Source organism: Butyricimonas sp. DFI.6.44 (assembly GCF_022132345.1).
GTDB classification, from domain to species: domain Bacteria; phylum Bacteroidota; class Bacteroidia; order Bacteroidales; family Marinifilaceae; genus Butyricimonas; species Butyricimonas muris.
Window position 1 is genome coordinate 204,536 of sequence record NZ_JAKNJD010000007.1, and the last position, 24,500, is coordinate 229,035.

The following is a 24,500-nucleotide window of genomic DNA, read 5'->3' on the forward strand; positions in this document are numbered from 1 at the left end:
TAAAAAGATGTCTAATTAATATTTAATGAAGTATGAAAAACAAATTTCTTTTATTACTATTTCTAGGAATAACATTCTTATGTTCCTGTAGCGATGATGACGACAAACCGCTAATTCCACCCGCAGATATAAATACAACCTTTGGTAGCGGTGAATCCGTTTTAAAAATGACCTATAGTGGAGTTGAATTACAAGGGAAACAAGTGACCTTTAACACCCAAGACAATAAAACAGCCACGCTAACACTAAAAGATATCATTCCGGGCAAAACGGAAATGACAATCAGTAACATTCAACTCATCGAGGGAAACGAAATGTACACGTTCGAAGGTTCTACTTCTATAAGTAGAAGTATCGAATCACAAGGCAATATTTCCTATAGTGGGTCAGTAAAGAAAGGGGAATTAACCCTTAATCTAAATGTTTCCTTTACAGACCCTGCCAATTTAGTCAAAACATACACTTTAACCGATTACGTGAAAGACAAACTCACGTACCAATGGAATGGCAAATCAAACACTATAGCCAGTTGCGTGGCGGGAGCCCTACACGTGGATTGGGTTGCCCAAGACGAAAATAACGAATATGGAATTGCTTACGGGAAATCGTACCGCGCAATAGGAAGTATTATTTTACCCCAGATATTACAATCTGTAACATTCAATGCGGACGGTAATATTCTAGCAAGTTACTACACCGGAGCAAATGAAATAACATTCAAACCACTTTGGTTTGCAATAGTTCCTACCGCAGAACAAGTGAAGGCTCTTATACCATCTACCGATTGGACTAATTCTCCCCAGAATCTCGCATTTTGGTTCATGAAAGATGAGAAAGTCTATGTAAAACTTAATATTGCCAATATTATCACGCAAACAATGGCTGATAACCAAACTTCAACATTATCAGAAAATAGCTTTGACCTTTCCAGTATCATCAATACTATACTTCAAGCTGATGCCGCAACTATCAAAACCATCATAAAGCAGTTTGCTAATATCGACATAAGTTCTATTAGTGATGAATCCATCAACACTTTACTCAAGTGGGTTAATACCGGATTCCCTCTAAACATAAAACAAGAAGAAAATCACACCTGCCTCTATCTTGACAAAGAGGCTCTGGAACCTTTGCTAAAACCAAGCGACCCCAGTGATCCCACGTCAGCTGATATAATAAAAATATGGGATATACTAACAACAGCCGGAATTATGCCAAGTCAATATGCGCAAGCGAAACTATTAATTCAATACCTACCTCAATACTGGTCTATTACCGAAAGTATTGGAATTGGTTTAGATTTAAAATAATAGAATAAAATAAAACTCCCGGCACCTATCAGATACCGGGAGTTTTTTATAATATTATTTTATTCTCCAAGAACCTCTAAATTCTTCACCCACAACGTACTTCCCGGGGCCCCGCGATAAGCGTCCCCTTCGCTACTTGAAGTACAAACAATGGCTAATTTATATTTTTTATTCGGATCATACGCACCTTTACCAGTTTCTTCAAACTTCAGTTCCTTACTGGTAAAATTCGCCTCTCCCTCGCTTGTCAAAGAAGCTACCATAATAACCTTACTATCAGAATCTTTAATCGTATTACCATCTAAATAATCATCATCGTCATACGAATCCACCTCGAATAAATAAGCGGCAATCGAACATTTATCCACTATATCCGGAAATTCCGTGACTGTAACTTTTGTACTTAAACCACTTCCCGTAGAAGTCGTTTCATAGAATTTTTCACCTGCCGTGTATTTATACGTCACTTTCAACGTCGTCGGCTTCATCCGGTAAGGCACACCGAAATGCGTACTCTTTAACGTGTTCGTGGCGTTCAAAACAAAAGAACCGGTAAACAACGTTCCCGCTGTTGATTTAGGAATAACAACTCCAAACAAACTTGAACCTTCCGTGTCTTTCGTGTCAATCTTGGCAGCCCCTTCATCCTCGTCATATACCACGAAGAAAGAATCGATCTTTTTCATATTCATAAGGTATACTCCCGCTTGATTCGACGTCGCCATAAACAACGGTTCTTGGAAAGTATATTTCCCCGAAGTCACGTCCACCCATTGCGTCATGTCAAAACCGAAATAATACTCTCCAGTGAAAGCAACCGTTACTTTCATCCCTAGGGCATCAATATCCAGATTCATCGTCATCGTGGAACCATTGATAGCTCCCTTCACGTCCAACGTCACTTCTCCCACGATATCCAAATCGATCTTGCAACCTTCCGCGCTGAATCCGTACACGTCACCCCTCTTCACGAGCGTCACTCCGTCCAGCTTAATATCACCCAACTGCAGATCCTCCCCAAGCCCGAAATTATCAATATTCAAACAGAAAACATTCGGTTCTTCCGTCTCGGTCTTCGTGATATACACTTGTTGCTCTATCGTCACCGGTGCCGGCAAATTCCCGGCGGTAATCTTCATCTCGCCCTTATACCTAGCCCCGATAAATTGTTCCGGCTCAACGGACTCTCCCGCTATCTCCTTTATCGACACGATTGCCGTCAATACATCGTTATCCACGGTTCCATCCACGGACACCTCGTAACCGCTCACGTTATCGGCATGCTTACCACTTAATGTTGCAACGTACGAACTCCGGCTAGCCGTGTTAAATTGGGCATTAGGAATAATAAATTCTTCGACACCGGGTACAATATTCGTCAATTTCAAAGAAACCGTGTTGTCCGCCTCCTTTAGAACATGGATTTTTGCATTTGCATCCGCATCTTTCCCGTCCACCTTCACGCTCAACTTATCCGATGCATACTCCCCGATAACATCTTCAAGGACTGGCGGAATATCCGGCTTTTTCTTATCATCACTACATGACATCAAGAAACCCAGTACACTCACGAATGTGCATAAAAACAAAAATTTTCTTCTCATAACTGATCATTTGTTTGTTAATAACTTATGGAACAAATTCCTAGGTTTTCTTTTACAACAAAGACCAAGCCCGCGTTACAAATTATCGCCTCTATCTCCGCAACAGAACAAGAATTAACATGTCTATTCCCGCAAATATAAAAATTAACACTTTATTTCACTACCTTTGTTTCGGATTAACGGCTAAAAAATAAACATATGAAATCCCATTACCCGGCCCCGCGAAGCAGAAGCTTCGAAGTCAAAGAGGAGAATACTCTCATGCCTTTCTTGTTACAAGCTCTGCATGACCAAAGTAGAACTACCGTGAAATCACTACTCGCTCACAGACTTGTACAAGTGAACAACCGCCCGACCACACAATTTGACACACGTCTGAATCCGGGCGATACGGTCACCGTCGGCATGAACAAAACGGCAGCCCCTTTCCACCACCCGATGTTGACCATCCTGCATGAAGATGATGATTTAATCGTCGCTGAAAAAGCGAGCGGCCTGCTCTCCATGGGAACGGAACGGGACAAGACGAAAACAGCGTATCATATATTGAACGATTACGTGAAAAACAAAAATCCCCGGAACCACGTTTTCATCCTTCACCGTCTAGATAAAGAAACATCCGGAATCATGATGTTCGCAAAGAGCGCTAAAGTACAGGAAAAGCTACAAAAAGACTGGAACAACATGATTCTGGAACGAAAATACGTGGCTATCATAGAGGGCTGCCCGCAACAAGAGCAGGGACAAATAAAATCATACATATCAGAAAACCGAGCCTTTGTCGTTCACTCCTCCAAAGACGGCAAACTGGCAATCACGAACTACACCGTATTAAAATCCGACAGGCAATTCTCGCTCGTCGAATTGGATCTAGAAACCGGTCGCAAGAACCAAATCAGAGTACACATGCAGGAAATAGGACATCCGGTCACCGGGGATAAAAAATACGGTGCCATGAAGAATCCTTTGCGCCGCTTGGCATTGCACGCCTTCAAGCTCCATTTCATTCACCCCGTCACCGGAAAAGAAATGAATTTTGAAACTCCCGTACCCGCCAAGTTCACCGCCTTATTCAAATAAAAGAGCGACACGAGAATTAACAACCCTATTTCAAGGGACGACCTACCTTTTCGGACGGATTTAGAGTGGCTTTTGGGCGGATTGTAGGCGGCATCGCCTACTATTCGCCCACGCACTACCCACACTTCGCCCACGTTTTAACAGATTGTAAACAGACACGCTACTCGCATGCCATTCGCACACCCAAGCAACAAAAAAGCAACCAGAAACCTATTCCCGGCAAATCGGGTATAAAAGGGGTTATTCCGCATGTACTTATCCCTTGAAAACAAAACGGGGAATGCCCGTGAAAAGCATTCCCCGCCAATATCAAAATATTATGATTAAAATAACGATTCTATTAACTGGTCATCAGCGTAGTTCGGCAACGTCACTTTCAGGTTCGGATTTGCCTCCATCGCGCGCTTGATAGCGAACACGGCACCCTCGTTACGCGCCCAGCTACGACGAGAGATTCCGTTATTCACGTCCCAGAACAACATGCTCTTCAGACGTCTGTCGCTATCGGCAGAACCATCCAACAACATCCCGAAACCGCCGTTAATCACTTCTCCCCAACCGACACCGCCACCATTGTGAATGGATACCCAAGTCGCACCGCGGAAAGAATCCCCGATCACGTTCTGGATTGCCATATCGGCAGTGAAACGAGAACCGTCGTATATATTGGACGTTTCGCGATAAGGAGAATCCGTACCGGACACGTCATGATGGTCACGTCCCAAAATCACGGGAGCGGAAATCTCACCGGCAGCAATAGCCTTGTTGAAAGCCTCGGCAATCTTGATACGTCCCTCTGCATCCGCGTACAGGATACGGGCTTGAGAGCCGACAACCAAATGATTTTCCATCGCCGCCTTGATCCAACGGATATTATCCGCCATCTGTTGTTGTATCTCTTTCGGGGAGTGAGTCATGATCTCTTCCAACACACGAGCCGCGATCTCGTCGGTCTTAGCCAAATCCTTCGGGTCGCCACTGGAACATACCCAACGGAACGGGCCGAACCCGTAATCGAAACACATCGGTCCCATGATATCCTGCACGTAAGACGGGTATTTGAAATCACCGTTCGGTTTCAAAATATCCGCACCCGCACGGGAAGACTCCAACAAGAACGCGTTCCCGTAATCAAAGAAATAAGTATTGAAACGAGCCACGCATTTATTGATAGCCGCCACGTGACGACGCAAAGATTCCTGTACCTTCTGTTTAAACAGTTCGGGTTCTTCCGCCATCATACGATTGGCATCCTCGAAACTAACGCCCGCGGGATAATACCCACCCGCCCAAGGATTGTGCAAAGAAGTCTGGTCGGAACCTAACTCGACAGGAATATCTCCTTCCGCGAAACGTTCCCAAACATCCACGATATTACCTTGGAAAGCGATAGAAACCACCTCTTTCTTCTCGCGAGCTACTTTCACGCGCTCCACCAATTTATCTAAATCATCAAATACCTCATCCACCCAACCTTGAGAATGGCGGGTATGTGTCGCTTTCGGGTTAATTTCGGCAGTGATACTGATGCAACCGGCTATATTTCCGGCTTTCGGCTGTGCCCCGGACATACCGCCCAACCCGGCAGTGATAAACAATTTCCCGGCAAGTCCCTCGCCATGCTTGGAAATCTTGCGACCTGCATTCAAAACCGTGATCGTCGTTCCGTGCACGATACCCTGCGGTCCGATATACATGAATGAACCGGCAGTCATCTGCCCGTATTGAGAAACTCCCAGAGCATTGAAACGTTCCCAATCATCCGGTTTGGAATAGTTCGGAATAACCATACCGTTGGTCACAACCACACGGGGAGCATCCTTGTGAGAGGGGTACAGTCCCATCGGGTGACCGGAATACAACACCAGCGTCTGCTCGTCCGTCATTTCCGACAGATACTTCATCGCCAGACGATACTGCGCCCAGTTTTGGAACACGGCACCATTCCCCCCGTAAGTAATCAACTCGTGAGGATGTTGCGCCACGGCATAATCCAAATTATTGCTCATCATCAACATAATCCCCGCGGCTTGCAAACTCTTGTGCGGATAATCATTGATATTACGAGCGAACATCTTGTAGTCGGGACGGAAACGATACATATAAATACGCCCGTATTTTTCCAACTCCTCGGCAAATTCCGGGGCTAACACGGCGTGATGTTTCGGGTCAAAATACCGCAAGGCATTACGAATCGCTAATTTTTTCTCTTCTTTCGTGAGAATATCTTTCCGCTTGGGAGCATGGTTGATCTCCGGTTCGTACGTTTTGGGAGCCGGTAACTCCGCCGGGATACCTTCCCGGATTGATTGTTGAAACTCTTGTAATGTCATTATAATTATATTTTACTATCTATTATTTCAATAACCACACGGCATACAAACTAGTACCGCTATCATCCGATTTTCAGCGTATAGCCTACTTATCAGTTCGCTAAATTAATACATTCCAATGGTTTTTTCCATTAATTGGGGCATTTTTTTGCTATACGCTTTCAAATCATTCACTCCAACATCTCGTAATAAAGAGATAAAACACTACTTTTGTAGGACAAAAAAGCACATATCATGAATGTAAGAATAGGAGATATCGTTCGGTTTATATCCGAAAAACTAGAAGGAAAAGTAACGGGCATCATAGATAACAACACGGTAAACGTGTTCTGTGACGAATATGGTTTCGAGATACCCGCCTCGACCAATGACCTTGTCGTGATACACACGGATTCTGCCCCGGTAAACAAAATCAACGCATCACCCGCGGCAAAACAAAAAAACGTGGTGATGCAATCAGCCGATACCGTCTACCTTGCATTCGTACCCGAGAACTTCAATGATCTCACGGGTAGCCGTTTCGACATTTATCTCGTGAACGATACCACGCAGACAAGCTTGTATTCCATTTCGTTCCATGACGGGGAAAAATACACCGGTATCACGGCAGGCAACAGCAACCCCGACACCACTTACCTGATCGGTAATTATTCATTGAAAGAACTGGACAACATCAAAGGAATTCATGTACAAGCCGTCTTTTATCAAAAGGGTGTTCACCAGTTGAGAAACGCCATAGACGCACAAATCAAGATCGTGCCCACCAACCTCTGCAAAACTGGGGCATACAAGCATACCCGCTGGTTCAACACGATCACCTTGCTCCGCCCGCTTGACAAAGAAAGCATTGTTAAAGAAGAAGGTCTGGAAGTTATCCCGGAGCAATTCTTGGAGAAAGCCGCTCCGAAACCGGAAGACAAACAACACGAACGTCCCCATAAACAAATGGTCGGCAACATACTTGAAGTAGACCTCCACATTAGCCAGTTACTGGAAACCACTGTCGGAATGGATAATAAAGATATGTTGGAATACCAAATGGACGTTTTTCACAAGACACTGGAAGAATATAAACTGCGGCGGGGTATGAAAATCGTGTTCATACACGGAAAAGGCGACGGCGTGTTAAGACAACGCATTCTCTGGGAACTGCAAACCAAATACAAACGGTTCAACCATCAGGATGCCTCTTTCAAACAATACGGTTACGGGGCTACAATGGTCACGATCAAGTAAATTATATATTAAAGGAATATTAAAACAATCCGTATTTCATCAGAAATCAATTGGGGATTAAAAAAAAGCTGTTCGAATATTATTTCAAACAGCTTTTCTATTTTATTAGAAAACGATTCTATTCAATGGTTAGAATATTCACGCATTCAATTCGCCCAAATAACGTTCCACGTCAATAGCGGCACGGCAACCGGTTCCGGCAGCAGCGATACCTTGACGATACGTCGGGTCCATCACGTCACCGGCAGCAAATACCCCGGGAACATTTGTCTTGCAAGACTTACCCTCGGTGATGATATACCCTTGTTCATCCAACTCGATGAATTTCTTGAATACATCCGTGTTCGGGGTATGACCGATAGCCAAGAAGAATCCGTCGATTTTGATTTCTTTGGTTGCCTCTTCCGGGGTACCTTTTTTGTACACAAGACGAGCTCCCTCTACCCCCATATCAGAACCGAGTAACTCCAACGTGTTGTGCTCGAACAATACTTCGATGTTCTTCGTGTTAAACACACGTGCCTGCATAGCTTTTGAAGCTCTCAAGTAATTCTTACGAACGATCAAATATACCTTACGACACAATCCGGCCAAATAAGTAGCCTCCTCGCAAGCAGTGTCACCACCACCTACCACGGCAACATCTTTCCCACGATAGAAGAACCCGTCACAAGTAGCACAAGCGCTCACCCCGGCTCCCCGGAACGCTTCTTCCGACGGCAATCCCAAATATTTAGCGGTAGCACCCGTGGCGATAATCACGGCATCAGCCTCGATTACTTTCTCCCCGTCAACCGTCACTTTATGAGGATGCCCGGAAAAATCCACATCACTCACGATACCGAAACGGATATCCGTACCGAAACGCTCGGCTTGTTTTCTCATATCCTCCATCATCACCGGTCCGGTAACACCTTCCGGGTACCCCGGGAAGTTTTCTACTTCGGTCGTGGTCGTCAACTGTCCACCCATTTGTATTCCCGTGTAAAGCACCGGGTTCAAATTAGCTCTTGAAGCATATATCGCGGCAGTGTATCCGGCAGGTCCTGAACCTATAATCAAACACTTAACTCTTTCTATTGCATTTTCTGTAGACATAAATTATTCCTTTTATTAATTTACAATGTATCTATTCCACGTAACGATTCGCAAAGTTACCAAAAAAAAATTGTACCTCCAATCTTTTCCACCCCACTCTCTTTTTTCTCCCCGCAATTCTCTGAAAGCCTACACCATAAGCGATATTTACATTTTTTTTCGCATCAACGTGCATCATTACAAAAATTCTTACTATATTTGCATCCGAATTCGGGATGTAGCTCAGCCCGGTAGAGTCCACGTCTGGGGGGCGTGTTGTCGCAGGTTCAAATCCTGTCATCCCGACAGAAAGCGGTTTAATAAATTGGAAAACAGTTTATTAAGCCGCTTCCCCATTTTTATACCGGGACAAAAACGGGACACGTATTAGTACATATATTTCTTTGCATAGTCACAACAAATGTGGGTGAGCAAAAAAAAAAATGACAAATCACGAAAAAACACGAATTGACGAGATCATTTCTTACACACCCCCACAACTTTACACGGGGAAAGAATGGTACATCGGCTTCATGGCTTTTGATCCAGCACTTGGTAAACTCCATAGAAAACGAATAAAAATTAATCGTATTGCTGGCGGGATATGTGCAAAAAGAAAATATGCACAAGATTTAATAAAAAGGTTAAGCGACCAACTATCCAAGGGATGGAACCCGTGGATTGAAACACAATACGGAAAATCTTACAACAAATTCGATGATGTATGCGAACATTATAAACGATATATTACAAAATTATTTCAGGATAACATATATACAGAAGAAACATTTACGGCATATTCCTCTTTCTTACGCAATTTATGCAATTATAATGAAAGACTTAAAATACCTATAACATACATATATCAACTTGATCACGCCTATGTCAATGATTTTCTAGATCATGTTTATATTGACCGAGAAAATACAGCTCAAACTAGAGATAATTACTTATCATGGCTACGCCAATTTTCCACGTATTTGGTGCAACAACAGTTCGTAAAGGTCAAACCTAGCGAGGGATTTTCCATGTTAGGTAAAAAAGCCCACAAGAAGAAACGAAAAATGATAGAGAAACAAGATTTGATTCGACTAAGTACTTATCTTCAGGAGCATAATAAACATTATCTATTAGCTTGTTATATATTGTATTATTGTTTTATACGCCCCAAAGAGATGTCCAAGATAAAACTTGAACATCTCTCTATTAAAAATCGTACTATCTATATTCCTGAAGACATCTCTAAGAATAGAACCGCAGGGGTTATTACTCTCCCTAAAAAAGTAATACACCTTATGGTTGATCTAAGTATTTTCAACAATCCAAGTGAATCATACCTATTTTCCAAGGATTTCATGCCCGGGTTAGAATACGTAAATGAAAAACGTTTTAGAGATTACTGGAGTCGAGAGATTCGGAAAAAATTGCACTTTCCCGCTTATTATCAATTTTATAGTTTAAAGTATTCAGGAATCACGAACTTGCTCAGGGATACTAATATCGACAAATTAAGTGTTAGGGATCAAGCCAGACATTCAAGTATTCTGATTACGGACATTTATACACCACATGATATTCAAAAAGCAAACGCTCTAATCGAAGCACATGAAGATGTATTTTAGCTTACAACCTACAACCAAGAAAGAGGCTAAATGCCTCTTTCTAATTCACTCCTGATTGAATACAAACCAGTAAAATTTCTGTTTTGCAATAGAAGTACAATCTTGAACCCCAAATAATACTCAAAACTTATACATTATTCCAAAATTCAAGCCATTAACTGCATATTCTATTCTAAAACCAACGTCTTGATAAAAAAAACCGCCACCCATACTAAAAAAACTCAACTGGATACAAGACACGGAAACAAAAGGCTCGAACACTCTTTTCTTCACGATCATTTTTTCTCTGCGTACCGGGGTAAATGAGTAAGATAGTTTCTGTAATTCGTTGTATTGCGTAACAAAGTCGATAGACAATTTACCGAATTCGTTATCGAAAAGTAGTCTATTGTATTCTCTCGTCCGGTTCCAGTCCCGGACTGTTTCTGCGATACTTTCCTCCCGATCGATCACGGGTACATCTTTATAAATCGTATCCGAAATATACACATACTTATACTTTAATTTCCCAGTTAAATAAACCGTATCCGGAACAAATCGAGTTATCGTGTCCCGAATCGTTACACCTTGTACGTTTTTAGTAATTATTTTTTCTTTCGAGAAAGAACGCCCAAGAAAGAATCCAATTGCAAAACAAGCTATACAGCATACGACTAGAAATTTATTCATTTTATTATTACTTTTGTTTTGTCATTAAAAATAAAATCATGAGTTTCATTCAATTCGCACCAAATCTATACATAGCAAATGATCAATCCTTCGGTAATTATGACAGAAATATCATTCACACGTTGTTGGCATCAGTTGATGTCAATTTTTCAGCATATTTAGAAATTCCACCTTTTATCTCTCGTAATTGTTATATTATTTATAATCCTAACTGTCCCATGTGTACAGATATCGGTATTGGGCATCAAATTCATTTAAATACTCAAGAAAATTACTGGTGTCAATGGATATACCAGTTTGCTCATGAATATTGCCATCATTTAATAAACGGAAAATTTACTGGGGAGATAACTGGATTAACATGGTTCGAGGAGTCCATTTGCGAGCTAGCGTCTATATTTCAACTTTCACTTTTTTATTCCTCTTGGTCTCAATCTCACGAAGAATACCAGACCCATTACGCCCCCTCTCTCCGGGATTATCTAGATGCCCTCCTTTCAAAAAATCCTCGGCTGCTTTCTTCAACTGATCATCCGGGATGGTTACAATCTTGGGGTTCAATTTTGTCCGAGCCAAAATATCATCGAGATTATTACAACGTGATAGCAACAAAGATGTTCCCCCTGTTTGTTGAACATCCCTATTTATGGAAGATAATTCTTCATTTCGGGGACACACGCCAATGGAGGACCCTCGATGAATTGTTTGCTCACCTGCATTCACAGGCTGATGACAGTTACGCTCTCCCCCTTCAAAAACTGAATACTCTTTTGCTTTCATAAAACTTGCTATTTTACTGTTATGGTTATTTTTTCCCCGGCCACCATCGCTTCCTCCAGTACACGTGTTAATCTTAACTCGTAATTTGTCGAGTTAATCACTCTTCCGGGTATTCTGTTTTCTCCCACGAGAATACACCCGGACGTGTCCTTATCTGTATTACCCTTGTGAATTCTTATACCCGTGAAGTGGGGAACATTCAAAAGCAAAGGCAATTTCCGTTTAAATTTCGCGGACACGTTCACGATAACCTCGTAGGTTCCTGCTGGGATCGCCGTCTCGTTCATCACCTTCTCTTCCTTGTCCAAATCCCGACAACGATCTTCCAAGGTGTCACAGAAATATTCCCCGTCCACGAACAACCGACCAATCGTGTATAAAGGTTTCTTCACTATTCTATTTAGTTCTAGTTTCATCATCGAGTTTTTTTAATTTGTCCAGTAATTGTTCTGCCGTTTTAACATCAGCACATTGGATTATCGCCCGGATGGCATCCGGTAATTTCGCCACTTGACTTTTCTTCGCTTTCTCGTTCTCCCACACGCTACGTCCCTCGATTAACACGATAGCGGCCGTCACGAGCATCGAGGCGAAAGGTAACGTGTACCAGTCGATACAGCTCCCGATCAAATCAAATATCAAGGCCATGACTTGTATTCGCCAGTAATCCCCAAGCTTCGAAAAAGTTCTTCGCAAACCGCCGGAATAAATCTTCTCTCCCCGGGCTTTAGCACTATCCGTACCTGCCCACAAGTCAATACAAACAGCGAGAACCATTATAGCCCACATCGCCAGTATAATGTACACTTGCGATTGAATAACGTTAAAATCACCTGTCACAAAAAATTCTATCATTACACGCCTCCTTTTATTCCATTGTTTTTCAATATTGCATTATTTGTTACTATTTTTGCGTATTGAAAATTCTAAGTGTGAAGGGAACAAGTACCGTGATGGAAAAGTTCCCTCTTTTTTATCACCCTTCCTTGATCGTTTTGTAGAACTCCATAATTGGCTGCTCCAGTAACGTCAAGAAAACGGGTGACACAGGACCACCACCGATGGCAGGAAAGGAACGATTCACGCAATCGTAAGACCCATTAAAATTCAAGTAATCGGAACGCTGTGAATTCTCTTCCACGAAATGTCCATCGCAGCTGAAAGTCACGATACCGGGGGCGTTGTTCTCGTACTCTGCCGACAAATTCACGTTTATCCCTTTTAAAATAACCGGGGTTGTGGTTGTTGCTACCGTTTTGTAATTAATTTCCATTTCTATAATTTTTAAATTAAACGTTCGTGTTCTTTATCTTGTAATAAGAATCGATAAGCCCAAATGGAATTGTTCCCTCTTTATCCATCTCGTCGATTATCTCTTTCATTACCATCAACTCTGATTCCTCGAATACCACGTCTATCGTTTCAGGGATATTGTTGATAATAGTTTCTTTTTCTTCTAGTTTATGCCTCGTTACCTCTTCCGGGGTGAAATTCACTTTTTTGGCGATTGAATTAAACAACATACCTTTTATCATGTTTACCCGCTCGGGAATGAGATTTTTAATAGCTATTCTATCTACAAATGTTAGTTCCATGTTCGTGTTTGTTATATATGTTTGATATTAACTCACTTCTTGTAATTAAGGATTCCATGTTCCAAGCCAGTTTATAGGCATCTGACAAGCGGTCCATTTATACGTGTCCACCTTCATCACGAGAACGGAATCCTGCCCGCTTGACTGTACTGCCACGTACGTGTTCCCGTTACGGTAAAATTTTTCACTCCCCGTACATAATATATCAAACCCTTGCGACGCCTCGCTTGTTATGATAAAATGTTTCCCGATCTCCATCCCGGCATACAGGTTTATTTTTTTCCTGTTGCCAGTACCGTAAAGACATATAAAGTTAGGATGTTCATTACCTAGTGTAATCCCCGGGTTGCTCCCTGTCATGTAAGCCCTGTAAACACCCGACACGATAGACGCATTTGGAAACATTTTTAACATTCCCTGTGTCACCGCCATGGCGTAGGAATTAACATTATTGGGGGCTCCCGCTATCAACGCAACTTGTTTATTACTACCCAGACCTCCATAGCCTCCCCCCGACAACATGAAAGTCCCGAGCTTGGCATTACCGGCGGTAGTCATGTCAGGATGACTACCCACGTATACTTGATGATCGCTATAACTGAAATTTAACTGGGAACCAGATAGAGCCAAGTTGCTACCTCTTAGCCACGATCCCTCGATAGTGAAAGGACCGATCTTGTTCGTTATCCCTAATTTTAACAGTTCCGCACCTCCCACAACCCCTTTCAGCCCCCAATCGCTATCACTATTGTAAAACATACTAATATAGTTACTAGCATCCTTATAAGCCTTGAAAGATTTCTCCGCGGCGATTGATGTTATCTTTATACCAGCCCCAGTTCCGAAGTCTTTACCGCCAATTATCTTGTTGTCGGCAAACGTGAAACCGGCGACGGATAGCATATTGGCCGTGATAACGTTAGCTTTTAGGATATTAGTTCGTAATTTATCGACGAGAGCGTCGTTAGCAGCCAGCGTGTTGACATCTATAACATCCGCATTAATAAGCCCCGCTTTTATTAGCGGACCTTTAGTTAAAGCATTCGCCTTCAGTGCCTCGAAACTAGTGAACCCAAGCTGTACCGCAAAGGAATCTTTCGTGACGATTTCTATATCGGCATACCCGTCCGACGTTTGGTCGAAACAAGTCATGGAAGCGATATACCATTCCAACGGTATGGATTCAGAAGGAGCGGGATTACCGGTTATATACACGTGTCCACCCGCACTAAAAGTTCCGGTTGCCCCGCAGACAACCTTACGAAGGTACGTCGTGTATTTCCCTGTACCCTCCGTGGGAGTTAGCCACGTGTCGGAATAGCCCGCTCCCATGCTATTGGAAGCTGTATTTATTTTATAACCAACGGGTATTTTGGCGATAATTTTTTGCACAAACACGGCATTCGCCCGGGAAGTTATAGACTGGTACACCCCGCCATACCCGGGTGATTGAGCTGCTTTACACGTGATCTTCAAGCAGTACCCGGATTGTGTCGGGGCATCCGATGGCTTCGCGATTCTTTCCACGACTAACTTGGCTTTAACATCCGCGGCGGAATTAGAGTATTTATTAACCCCATTCCAGCCTAGTTTAAACTCCGGATCTTTATAAAGCATTTTCCCGTTAATGGACTCGCCGGGTACCCCTTGGGCTCCCGTGTTACCCATTTTTCCCACCGAGTAAATTGTAGAACTCGTACCATTAGTGTAACTAATTATCGTTCTCGTCCAAAGATAAGAACCCGCCGCAACCGTTGGAATACTACTGCTCCATGTACCCGTTGGTGCCGTGGTGCCTGATGTTGAGGCTTGATAAGTTATAGTGGTACTACTCACCCCGTTCCCGGCGTTACCGTTCGTGCCGTTCGTACCCATTCTACCGACAGAATACATCGTGCTTGTCGTGCTATCCGTGTAAGTTATGATTGTCCGGGTCCAAAGGTATTGCCCGGCTGCAACGGCGGGTATGCTACCACTCCACGTCCCGGTAGGAGTTGTAGTTCCAGAACTTGAGGCTTGATAAGCAATTGCCGTGCTTTTCACGCCCTTACCAGCCGCACCAGTGTCTCCCTTGTCTCCGGGGGCACCATGAGTCCCGATGATCACGGGCGTGCTAGTGTATTTACTATTATCCGTGTACGTGACAATCTCGTAATTCCACAAGTACTTCTTTGTCGTTGTGGTGACTTGCATCCCGGTCGTCCATCCCGACGTGGATGTTGTCACGCCACTTGCACTAGCGGAAGCGAGGTAATACTCGGTGATCGATTTAATCCCCACTCCCGTGGCTCCGGTGGCTCCATGTACCCCGATAACTCGCTTGTTCGTTTCCGCCGTCATGCCATCCGTGTAGGTTATGATCTCGTAATTCCAAAGGTATCGATTCGTCGTCGTCGTGGATGGTACCGTGTCTGACCACGACGTGGGGGCTGTTGTGTTGCTTGACGAAACGGCGTACTTGTTCGTCACCGATCTAACACCACGACCGATTATGCTTGTCCCAACCGGCTTCGGCCTACTCGTTTGCGGGCTTACCGATTGCGTGTACGATCCACTGGTCCACGTGTACCCGTCGGGCCTTGGTGTCCACGTGACGGGAAAATCAGTTTTCACGTGATACTTGCCCCCTCCACGCAGGTACAAAACCGGGATGCTTGAATACGTCATTTGCCCGCAACTCGCCGGGGACTCCGGGCAGAACTTGAACGTGTCAGCATAAATTAGAGTTTGCGCGTCAGTCGTTCCCCACCCGCTCGCTTGCATATCAAAATCAAAGTCAACCGAGAAACCAGAGGCGTGAGTACTCCAAGCCGGTTTAATTCCACTATTAAGCGCCACCGAAACGCATATCCTGTTGTATCCCATTCTTTGCAAAGCCGTACCGGTAAAAGGTATCCATTTGTCAGCGTCATAGGAGGACGCATCCAGCCACACGTCAGTTTTCCAGTAATTTTCCCCGGATTTCGCTTTCGTGACAATAAATGTTTTCTCCACATAGAAAGAAGTAGATTCAAGATAAACTTTACAAGTGTATGACGCCGTGTCCGCGTTCATGGCTGTACATGTTATCTCGTCATTACCATTTAATTGAAATGATCCGCCAACACTTGTTAAACTAACGACATAGAATTGCCCCGTCGTTGCCCCGGAATGAACTGCCGCTAATTTAGAAGTCCCCTTGTAGGCAGTTATCTTCGTTTTCGCCTTCGCCAATTCTCCCGGTAACGGATTCCCGTTGGCATCGCAAGCCACAGTGTGAGCCTCGTTGGTTAGCAGGATCGTGTAAGCGTCTTTCCCTGCCGCTCCCGTGCTTCCCATCTTACCCACGGAGTAAATTGTCGAACTTGTTCCATTCGTGTAACTGATTACCGTTTTCGTCCAAAGGAAAGAACCTGCCGAAACCGGGGAAATGGTGTTACTCCACGTCCCAGTCGGTGCGGTCGTGCCGGAAGTTGAGGCTTGGTACGTCACCACCGTGCCGCTTACCCCGTTCCCGGCGTTCCCGTTAGTACCATTCGTTCCCATCCTTGCCACGGAATACATCGTGCTTCTAGAGTTATCAGTGTATGTTATCTCGGTTTTGCTCCACAAGTAAGAACCAGCAGCCACGGGTGGAATACTTGCTAACCAAGTTCCCGTGGGTGTCGTCGTGCCAGAGGTAGAGGCTTGATAGGTTACCACTGTACTTTTTACCCCCTTGCCCGCCGCTCCGGGCTGCCCTGTTGCACCATCCGCTAACTTGGCAAGCGTGAAATTATCCGATAATTTCTCGTCACCGTTACATACACACCGGAATGTTCTCGTGTAAACCCCGGGAGGAAACAACGTGGTGTTACCCGGTGCTACCGAATAAGTCGAGGAGGTTGCTCCGCTTATGTTCGTCCAAGTGCTGCCATTTAAGAATTGCCACTGGTACGACGTCGGCGTGAAATTCCTCGGGCATGCCGTTAAAAGGATGCTTGCCGGGGTTGGGGTACCCGTGTAAGCCGCCTCGTATTTAAACACTTGAGAGGGTGCTATAATATCCACCGTTTTGGCGATAGCGTTCTGAATCGCTTTGTCTATATCTTCCGGGGCTTGTACCCAATCTAAAGGTGGTTTTATATGTCCCTCGTAAAGACAAGCCCATTTTATCGTTGCCGGGTTGGCTGTCGCACCTGAACTAGGGTAGTTATAAAAATCTATTTTTCTCTTGTAACTTTCGTTTATGGTTGGTAGAGTAACGTGCGCGAACACGACCTCGTCATTCATGTTTGCCTTTAACAAGACGATCTTACCATTACCACTATTAGCCCACATTCCTAATTGTTGTCCTCCTGTCGTTGTCCCTCTTAATACTAACGTGTATTTCCCGCCAGTAACCAGATCGATGGAAGTTACATAATTAACGATATTATACGAGCTATTCTTAACTTCTATACCAGAATTTAAAAACAAGTTCCTAACCCCTATCTGTATCCCGTCAACCTTATCCTCCAATCCCTCGATAACATCAGAGAACTCCCCGTTTTTCGTGAATATTCCCACCCGGTTACTCCCGTTCGGGTCTTTACCCACTCTAATAGCCCATTTTCCCGAGAGCGTGTAACTATCCACCCCGGCGTACATCGTCATCCCAGCATCCTCTGGCATCGAGGAAATAACAAGAATCCAAGAGAGATTCGGGGCCGTCCTGTGTCCGAACTGCGCCAGTTCATCCCCCACCTCCGGCACGTCAACACCGTCCCGGTCTGTCTTCGACAAATCAATATAATTCTCCCCGGTACTCGTTACAAGGTTCCAGTAATATTTTTTCTTGCCATCCCCGTACTTGTTACAACGCATCTGAGCCCCGACCGTGCAAGTGTTCTTCTGTCCCTTGGAAGTTTCCATGTAACAACGCCAGTAATCGTCATATTCCTCCACCTTGTTGACCTTCATTCCTGATGGAGAATACACGTCTTGCCCTCCACGCCAAAATACCTGCGCAATGGCGAGTGCCATCACCTCCATGTAATTCCGTACCGTCAGTTTCCCGGTAGTGAAATCTTCCGTACCAACCATACCCGTACCAGCACCAAGAACACCGGGAATAAAATCAGCCGTTTTAAAACTCTCCCGCAAAACTAACTTCTGAAATTCCACATCATCGAAAGTACGAAGTGCCTGATCCAAATAATCAGAAAACAGAGTTCGAAGAATCTCTACGATATCCACAAGATCCCCTCCTACACGCTTGGCCGTATTTGCCATCATGCGTTGTTCGTCCCGGATCCCGATCGCTTTGTCAAGAGCACCAAGTATATATTGTCGTAATTCCTCTAGTGTCATTTAATTAAAAGTTTGGTCAAAATGAATTGAAAATATCCTATTAGCTAAAACATTACCAATCATACCCGGGATATTATAGGATTCAGAATCAACAAACTGGATGTTAAGCTGAATACTATTAGGAGCAACACTTTGTAATAATTTCTGTTCTACTTTTTGGGCAGAAACCAAAACCTTGAAAACATCAGCATTCATCGTGAGTAACTGTACATCATCAGAAGAGAGTAAATCATTTATAAAATTTATTTCTTCAGGAGTTTTATAACCAGTATGTACTTTTATCACTTTCGTGGCTTTCACTTTTTTCGTACTCGATGAAAAATCGTGGATATCTTCATCGTATCCAGTATATTGAGCGTTAGTGTTATCATATTTGCTTTCAAGAGTTGGAGTTCCGGTTATCTCTATTCTTTCATAAGCACCATACGAATTCTTAAACTGTACCAAGTATCGATCATCAGCATCAACTGCCGGGATTAAAACAACTCGACACGCACAAATATCATCAACAAATATTTTAAAATAGTTTGAAAGAGTTCCGGCTTCAAGGAATTGTTTTCGAATTACAGGCAGGTTTAACGCGTAAGGTTTTCGGGGTGTTCCTATCGGCAAAGTTATCGCATTCCCGGAACTATCTTCAACACGGATGATTCCATCCGGATGTATGAAATACAAGGGATAGATTTCACTTTCTCTCATGGAAATCAAATCCGATTGTGTCCGAGTGGTCAAAAAGAAATTGCCATTACGATTCAATATTTTGAACGTCTCTAAAATATTTACATCTACAAATTTTCTCAACTCGCTTTTAGAAGCCCCTCCGGTAAAACATTCTCCGGAGAGTGTTACCGTCGTCCCGCTTTGTCCTCTCACGGTAACATTATAATCCGTGGTCATTTCCGGGAGTGCAACTAACAAATCTGCAGACTCTACAATTCGAGAAGTTAAAAGCATTTTCAATACTTCATCTATACGAAATTCAATATTACCATTCGTATCTGGGATACCCGATGTAGAAAAAATTTCCTTGTTGTCATGTTTGACACACACCAGAACATATTTCTCCCCGGAAGCGGTCACTTTAACCAATATCGGGTTTCCAGTCATAGCCATACCGGGCGGTAAAATTTCTGCTGTCATAACAAATATAATTTTACTTCAACGACTTGTGTATCATGTGTAAAATAGCTTTTAGAACAATTTTGCTCTAAAAAAAATTTCCGTTCCGGGGTAGGAGCCAATAAAAAGCGATAAAATGCTTCCTCTGAAGCCGTAGGAAATTGTTCTTTATATCGCTCGAACAATAATCCCACATTATTGATAGTCGGTGCCGTAAGGATCGTTGCCATATCGTATTATTTTATCTCGAAAATACGACGTGACAACAAGGAGAGAAAGGACAAACTAATCTTGGTACTCTCGAAGAGTCCTGAACACGGCTTCTGTTATTTCAAATTTATCAATCCCGATTTTACACTTTATCCGTTCTATAAGAACAGGTTGATTGAATAACAACTTAGGTGTGCATATATTTAGCATCTGCAATTGACTCAGTGTTAGGTTCAAGTTACAATATATCGTTTGATTGGAACTCTGAATCATCATATCATATTTCCTCCAGAATCTCTCGTATAAACCATCCTCCCCGGCAATCCTTAAACTCCAATTCCCCCATATTTCACCCGGATAATCATACTTAACGGTTGTTCCCATGCTAATCAATGTTCCAGAATTTTTCTCTTTCTGTAACTCCGGGACCTTAAAACAGAACATCATTTTTATATCCGCGGTTGTTTTGCTACTATCAATGTCGTCCCCCTCTTTCACTAAACTCGAGTTCAAGAGGATTATCTCGGGAACCGTTGGCACATAGAAAAAATTATAAACATCGTTACCGTCACTTTTTGTCATTTTAATTCTATTCCGAAACATGGGTAGTTGTTCGTCATCAGACGCGTATTCTACCATCATTTTATTTTTCGATGAATAGTAATTGAAATAGGGAGAAAATCGTTGTAAGCTTGCCGCAATATGACCTTCCGCATAATATCTCCTGTAAATAGTATTTTCCGGGGCTACATAATACAATTTCCCGTTCGTTTGAATCCCGTAATCATTCTTCAATAAAGTTATCTCCCCGTACTTCGCCACTAGATCAGACAATAACTCGCACGGAGGTGCTGCCGATTTAATGGATGTCTTTGCCGAAATCTTGAGTTGTTCGTTATCGTGCCACTCGATTCTAGGCAATTCTGCCGCGAATCGTGTAAGATCCACATCAGGCTCCCGAGAGATGTTGTCATCGATCAAGGTTACCGATATCGTTTTCTTTGTATCATCACAAATAAATACCAGACCGAATTTTTTCTGAAGGGCTAAAATAAAATCACTGACATTACAAGTTGGCAGGAGTTGCGTGTAATCAAGCACTCCACCAACAATCGCATCCGCCACGTTATTCACTAGTACAAGTTGTTTGAACGACACATCAGACTCGAACACGGACTCCCCAACGGAATATCCAAAATGTTCAATTATTTTCTTTATCACAAATGATACTTTCAAGAATGGAGTTATCCCGAAACCAAACGGGACATCAACCATCGTGCCATCTATTTCAATCTGGGAAGTGCTTTGGTCCCAAAGAGAGACTGCTTTCGTGTCCGGATCTATTCTTATCTTATTCAACCATATTCCGGAAGTATACTTTTTCCCGTCAAACCCTGCAACCACCGGGAATAAATGAAAATCATCCACACGACGGTTAAACATCACGTCACTACAAAGATTAAATAATTCCCGAACCGTTCCCGTGCGGGTTCCACCATAATTCACCGCCCCCATCTGCACGTCTTTTATTTTCTCGTAAAAAATAGCCTCGTCCATGTAAAATGTTGTCACGATTTTATCTTTCTCGTTTGCTTTCAATACAGCCTGTGTCGCTCTCTTTTGAAATGTTCCGGCACGAAGAAGAACGTTTCTTTTTATCAGGTACTTTTTCGCCCGGTCAAAACGTTGTGGATAATCCAACAGTTTTAGATTGCGGGTGGTGTAAGGTAATGTTCCCGGAGCTGTTTGTGAACCAACCTCTGACAACATTGGATTTATAAACTCGAAATCAAAAGAATAATCTGCAGGAACATCAAAATGCTCCCCTTGTTCCGTAATTATCTCCATGTTATGATTTTTTTATTGTTCCAATTGCTCGAGCATCATCTCTCAATTTTCTTTGCGCGTCAAATTCGTCCAACCCAACATAAGCCTTAATGCCGTACTCTTGAAAATACGCTAGTATCGCACTCAATTTATTAAAGATTTCGAATAAACGAGGATCATCGGCATCGGAAGAAGGGACTACATTATCAACAGCATCATAATTTCCGGTAGCTCTTTGTTTTACAACACCCGCACGAACATCGTTGATCGCCGATACTATATACGGGTAATTCACGTGTTTCTTTAGCAATTGAAGATCCGGACTGGACACGACCAATTCTTCCCCTTGTTCCGCCACTAGAGTTGGCTTCCGAACGATGCCCGTCGTCGGCTCTCCCACGTACTCAACATCACGATAAAGTCTACCGTCTTCTTCACCAATAACATCATATTTTCCTATGGCACGCTGGTTCACAACAAGCTTTCCCGTATCAGATTTACCTTGCAAATCACTATTTGCATTCTTTGAAGATGGTTTCTTTATAACACCTTTCACTGCTGCAAATGCTGCATTTATCAAAGCAATTTCGGCCGCAGCTTTTGCGGCACCCACCAAACCCAACGTTTTTATATTTCTAATCGTTGTTTCTGCGATTGCCAATGTTACCATTTGTCGTAAAGAATCAAGCGTCAATAATAACATTTCACCCAAAGCATCTGCAATCGAGTTTTCCGTACCTGTTAAAAATTCTCCTAAAATTGTTCCAATCTTTTCGCCAAAATTCAAGAATATCTGTGCCCGTTTTTGCAATCTCTCCTTTTCTTTTTTCTCTGCATCCTCTTCTTCTTTCTCTCTATCTGCTATTTGTTTCTGCAAGCTTTTCTCCTTCAATTTAGCAATTTGTTCCTCCGTCCACCCGTTAATCATCAATCTCTCGGCAAGAAATTCACGCTCCAAGTCTAATAAACGTTGTTGATACTCTGCTTGCGATATCTCTCTATTGGCGTATTGCTCCATGATTAAAATCCTCTCCCGATCATAGGCTTGTTCCATCTCCCGAAGTTCTTCTGCAGCCCGATTGGAACGTTGCTCGGTAGTTCTTTTATCAATCTCGGCTTGCATTTCCTCCCGTTGAACCTGTAGCCGTTGTGCGTATTCCGCTTCTGTAATTAGACCTTGTTCTTTACTTTCAACAAGTAATTTTTCTCGTTCTTCATATTTTTTCCGAATGTCATCTATCTCTTTTTCTGACTTAGAGAACGCATCAACACGAAGTTTTTCTGTTAATTCCTTAGATTTTTTCTCTTCTTCCTGCAGCATCTTCAATTTAGCAGCCAAAATAGCAGCATTAATTTCATCCCGCTTTTTCTTCTCTAGTCCATGAATTTCGAGTTTACGATTCAATGCCTCAAGCTCAAGTTCCTCCATTTTTTTATTGAAGTTCTTTTCGTCAATCTCTTTATCCAAACGAGATTGAATCAAACTGGCTTTCTCGGAGGCAATGGCTCGATCGACAGCCTCAATCTTCTTATTTAAAAGATCAGTTATGCGTTGCTTTTCTTCATTTGCAAACTCATTTCGGACTGTATTCAATTGTTCTGTCAACTCACGAGAATGATCGTGATATGTTTTTTCCGCACGCGACATAGCAACTTGCAATTCAGCAAGCCTCTGGTTTTTTTCTGCCGCATTATCAGCTCTATCAGCTTCTGCTTTTTCTATTCGGTATCGCTCTTGAGCGTTTGCATATTCTTGACTAGCCATATCCTGCTCCAACTTAATCGCTTCCTCAATCTTCGCAAGTCGCTGTTCTGAAGTAAACAGATCCTTCCTCTTTGCCTCTGTTCTAAGTTTAGAAATTTTCACTTCAGCTGCAGCATTCTCCACGAGAGTTTCACGTTCTTTTTTTACAAGAGCCTGTTTCGATTTCTCCAACGCAATAGCTTCCCGTTCATAATCATTTATCTCTTTAAAATATTTACCCACGATAGGGAGTTTTTCCGATACAGTCCTTACAAATTCAAGAATAGCTGCAATAAAATCAAGAAGACCAATCACAACTTTTTGTACAACATTTAAAATTGCATCCATTGCCGCACCTAGTGGCGCCATGATCGCATTTAATTTATTCGTGGCCTCCTCGCTCGTGCTGATAGCCTTATAAAGAGCCATGAAAATCGCTACAACAGCCGCAATGACCGCAATTATCGGATTCGCAAGTAAAGTAAGAAATGCCTTATGGATTCCCATCACGCCCTTGGTAACGGCGCCTGCCGGACCGGGAATATTTTGCAACTGGGTTGAAAGTGATTGTCCAGAACTACGTAATTCCCCCATACGTCCTCTTACTGTCTCAAGTTGTTTCTGCAGATCGGCATATCCTTTAGGATCGGCAGCCTGAACCGTTCGATCCAATTGTGCTTGCAACTCCTTCGCTTCTTTTCGGAGTTGAGCCATCGTTTTCTCGTTCAAGGATAAAGATTTCTCATGCTCCACGATCTTTTTCTTATTCTCATTAATGGCAGTAGTATTAGCTTTTATCGTGGCTTCAAGCTGTTTATATTCCTCTGAATTTTTCTCTCCTTGTGCCTTGAGTTCCGCCATGCGGGTTTTAGCTGCCTTCGTGGAAGAAGCAAGTTTCATGTTCTCGTCATTCAACTTTTGGATACTAGCAACCGCTCCTGATACCCCAATATTTACCTGTAAGTTTACATTATCATCTTTCAT

At 43.0% G+C, this 24,500-nt stretch carries 18 protein-coding genes and 1 tRNA gene; 5 read left to right on the top strand and 14 right to left on the bottom strand.

Going from position 1 to position 24,500, the window contains the following annotated elements; translation table 11 throughout:
* Positions 1 to 32: 32 nt before the first annotated feature.
* A complete protein-coding gene (locus L0M98_RS11375; RefSeq protein WP_227215956.1) occupies positions 33 to 1,310 on the top strand; it encodes a DUF4925 domain-containing protein in 1,278 nt (425 codons plus the stop codon).
* Positions 1,311 to 1,369: 59 nt separating this feature from the next.
* On the opposite strand, the gene L0M98_RS11380 is transcribed toward L0M98_RS11375, so the two are convergent.
* Positions 1,370 to 2,914 carry a PCMD domain-containing protein gene (locus L0M98_RS11380; RefSeq protein ID WP_227215957.1) on the bottom strand — a complete coding sequence of 515 codons (1,545 nt, stop codon included), beginning with the start codon at positions 2,912 to 2,914 and terminating at the stop codon, positions 1,370 to 1,372.
* Positions 2,915 to 3,112: 198 nt separating this feature from the next.
* Here L0M98_RS11380 and L0M98_RS11385 point away from each other — a divergent pair, with 198 nt between their 5' ends.
* Positions 3,113 to 3,994 carry an RluA family pseudouridine synthase gene (locus L0M98_RS11385; protein ID WP_227215958.1) on the top strand — a complete coding sequence of 294 codons (882 nt, stop codon included), beginning with the start codon at positions 3,113 to 3,115 and terminating at the stop codon, positions 3,992 to 3,994.
* A gap of 323 nt (positions 3,995 to 4,317) precedes the next feature.
* On the opposite strand, the gene L0M98_RS11390 is transcribed toward L0M98_RS11385, so the two are convergent.
* Positions 4,318 to 6,327: a urocanate hydratase gene (locus L0M98_RS11390; RefSeq protein WP_186976249.1), complete on the bottom strand. Its 2,010-nt coding sequence runs from the start codon at positions 6,325 to 6,327 to the stop codon at positions 4,318 to 4,320.
* Positions 6,328 to 6,561: 234 nt separating this feature from the next.
* Here L0M98_RS11390 and L0M98_RS11395 point away from each other — a divergent pair, with 234 nt between their 5' ends.
* A complete protein-coding gene (locus L0M98_RS11395; protein WP_227215959.1) occupies positions 6,562 to 7,563 on the top strand; it encodes a DUF2027 domain-containing protein in 1,002 nt (333 codons plus the stop codon).
* 138 nt (positions 7,564 to 7,701) lie between these two features.
* Here L0M98_RS11395 and trxB read toward each other — a convergent pair whose 3' ends face one another.
* Positions 7,702 to 8,661 (bottom strand): thioredoxin-disulfide reductase, encoded by a 960-nt coding sequence (trxB, locus tag L0M98_RS11400; protein WP_099293780.1) that lies wholly within the window; start codon positions 8,659 to 8,661, stop codon positions 7,702 to 7,704.
* Positions 8,662 to 8,872: 211 nt separating this feature from the next.
* On the opposite strand from trxB, the gene L0M98_RS11405 reads away from it, so the two are divergent.
* Positions 8,873 to 8,946, top strand: a tRNA-Pro gene (locus L0M98_RS11405).
* Between the two features lie 137 nt (positions 8,947 to 9,083).
* Positions 9,084 to 10,262, top strand: a complete 1,179-nt coding sequence (locus L0M98_RS11410) for a tyrosine-type recombinase/integrase (protein WP_227215960.1) — start codon at positions 9,084 to 9,086, stop codon at positions 10,260 to 10,262.
* Positions 10,263 to 10,382: 120 nt separating this feature from the next.
* Here L0M98_RS11410 and L0M98_RS11415 read toward each other — a convergent pair whose 3' ends face one another.
* The 11 genes from L0M98_RS11415 to L0M98_RS11465 form a co-directional block, all read right to left on the bottom strand.
* Positions 10,383 to 10,931, bottom strand: coding sequence for a hypothetical protein (locus L0M98_RS11415; protein WP_227215961.1), 549 nt, complete (start codon positions 10,929 to 10,931; stop codon positions 10,383 to 10,385).
* Positions 10,932 to 11,324: 393 nt separating this feature from the next.
* Positions 11,325 to 11,711 (bottom strand): hypothetical protein, encoded by a 387-nt coding sequence (locus L0M98_RS11420; RefSeq protein WP_227215962.1) that lies wholly within the window; start codon positions 11,709 to 11,711, stop codon positions 11,325 to 11,327.
* A gap of 8 nt (positions 11,712 to 11,719) precedes the next feature.
* On the bottom strand, positions 11,720 to 12,130 hold the full coding sequence (locus L0M98_RS11425; RefSeq protein WP_370645646.1) for a DUF5675 family protein: 411 nt from the start codon (positions 12,128 to 12,130) through the stop codon (positions 11,720 to 11,722).
* Entirely contained in the window at positions 12,108 to 12,566 is a 459-nt protein-coding gene (locus tag L0M98_RS11430; protein ID WP_227215963.1) for a hypothetical protein, read from the bottom strand. The genes L0M98_RS11425 and L0M98_RS11430 overlap by 23 nt, the downstream gene beginning before the upstream one ends.
* 121 nt (positions 12,567 to 12,687) lie before the next feature.
* Positions 12,688 to 12,984, bottom strand: coding sequence for a hypothetical protein (locus L0M98_RS11435; protein WP_227215964.1), 297 nt, complete (start codon positions 12,982 to 12,984; stop codon positions 12,688 to 12,690).
* Positions 12,985 to 13,000: 16 nt separating this feature from the next.
* Entirely contained in the window at positions 13,001 to 13,306 is a 306-nt protein-coding gene (locus L0M98_RS11440; RefSeq protein ID WP_227215965.1) for a hypothetical protein, read from the bottom strand.
* Between the two features lie 45 nt (positions 13,307 to 13,351).
* Positions 13,352 to 18,616 (bottom strand): hypothetical protein, encoded by a 5,265-nt coding sequence (locus L0M98_RS11445; RefSeq protein ID WP_227215966.1) that lies wholly within the window; start codon positions 18,614 to 18,616, stop codon positions 13,352 to 13,354.
* On the bottom strand, positions 18,617 to 19,756 hold the full coding sequence (locus L0M98_RS11450; protein WP_227215967.1) for a hypothetical protein: 1,140 nt from the start codon (positions 19,754 to 19,756) through the stop codon (positions 18,617 to 18,619).
* Positions 19,753 to 19,965 (bottom strand): hypothetical protein, encoded by a 213-nt coding sequence (locus tag L0M98_RS11455; protein ID WP_227215968.1) that lies wholly within the window; start codon positions 19,963 to 19,965, stop codon positions 19,753 to 19,755. Before L0M98_RS11455 ends, L0M98_RS11450 begins: the two co-directional genes overlap by 4 nt.
* A gap of 55 nt (positions 19,966 to 20,020) precedes the next feature.
* Positions 20,021 to 21,793, bottom strand: coding sequence for a hypothetical protein (locus tag L0M98_RS11460; protein WP_227215969.1), 1,773 nt, complete (start codon positions 21,791 to 21,793; stop codon positions 20,021 to 20,023).
* 1 nt (position 21,794) lies between these two features.
* Positions 21,795 to 24,500 (bottom strand): hypothetical protein, encoded by a 2,706-nt coding sequence (locus L0M98_RS11465; RefSeq protein ID WP_227215970.1) that lies wholly within the window; start codon positions 24,498 to 24,500, stop codon positions 21,795 to 21,797.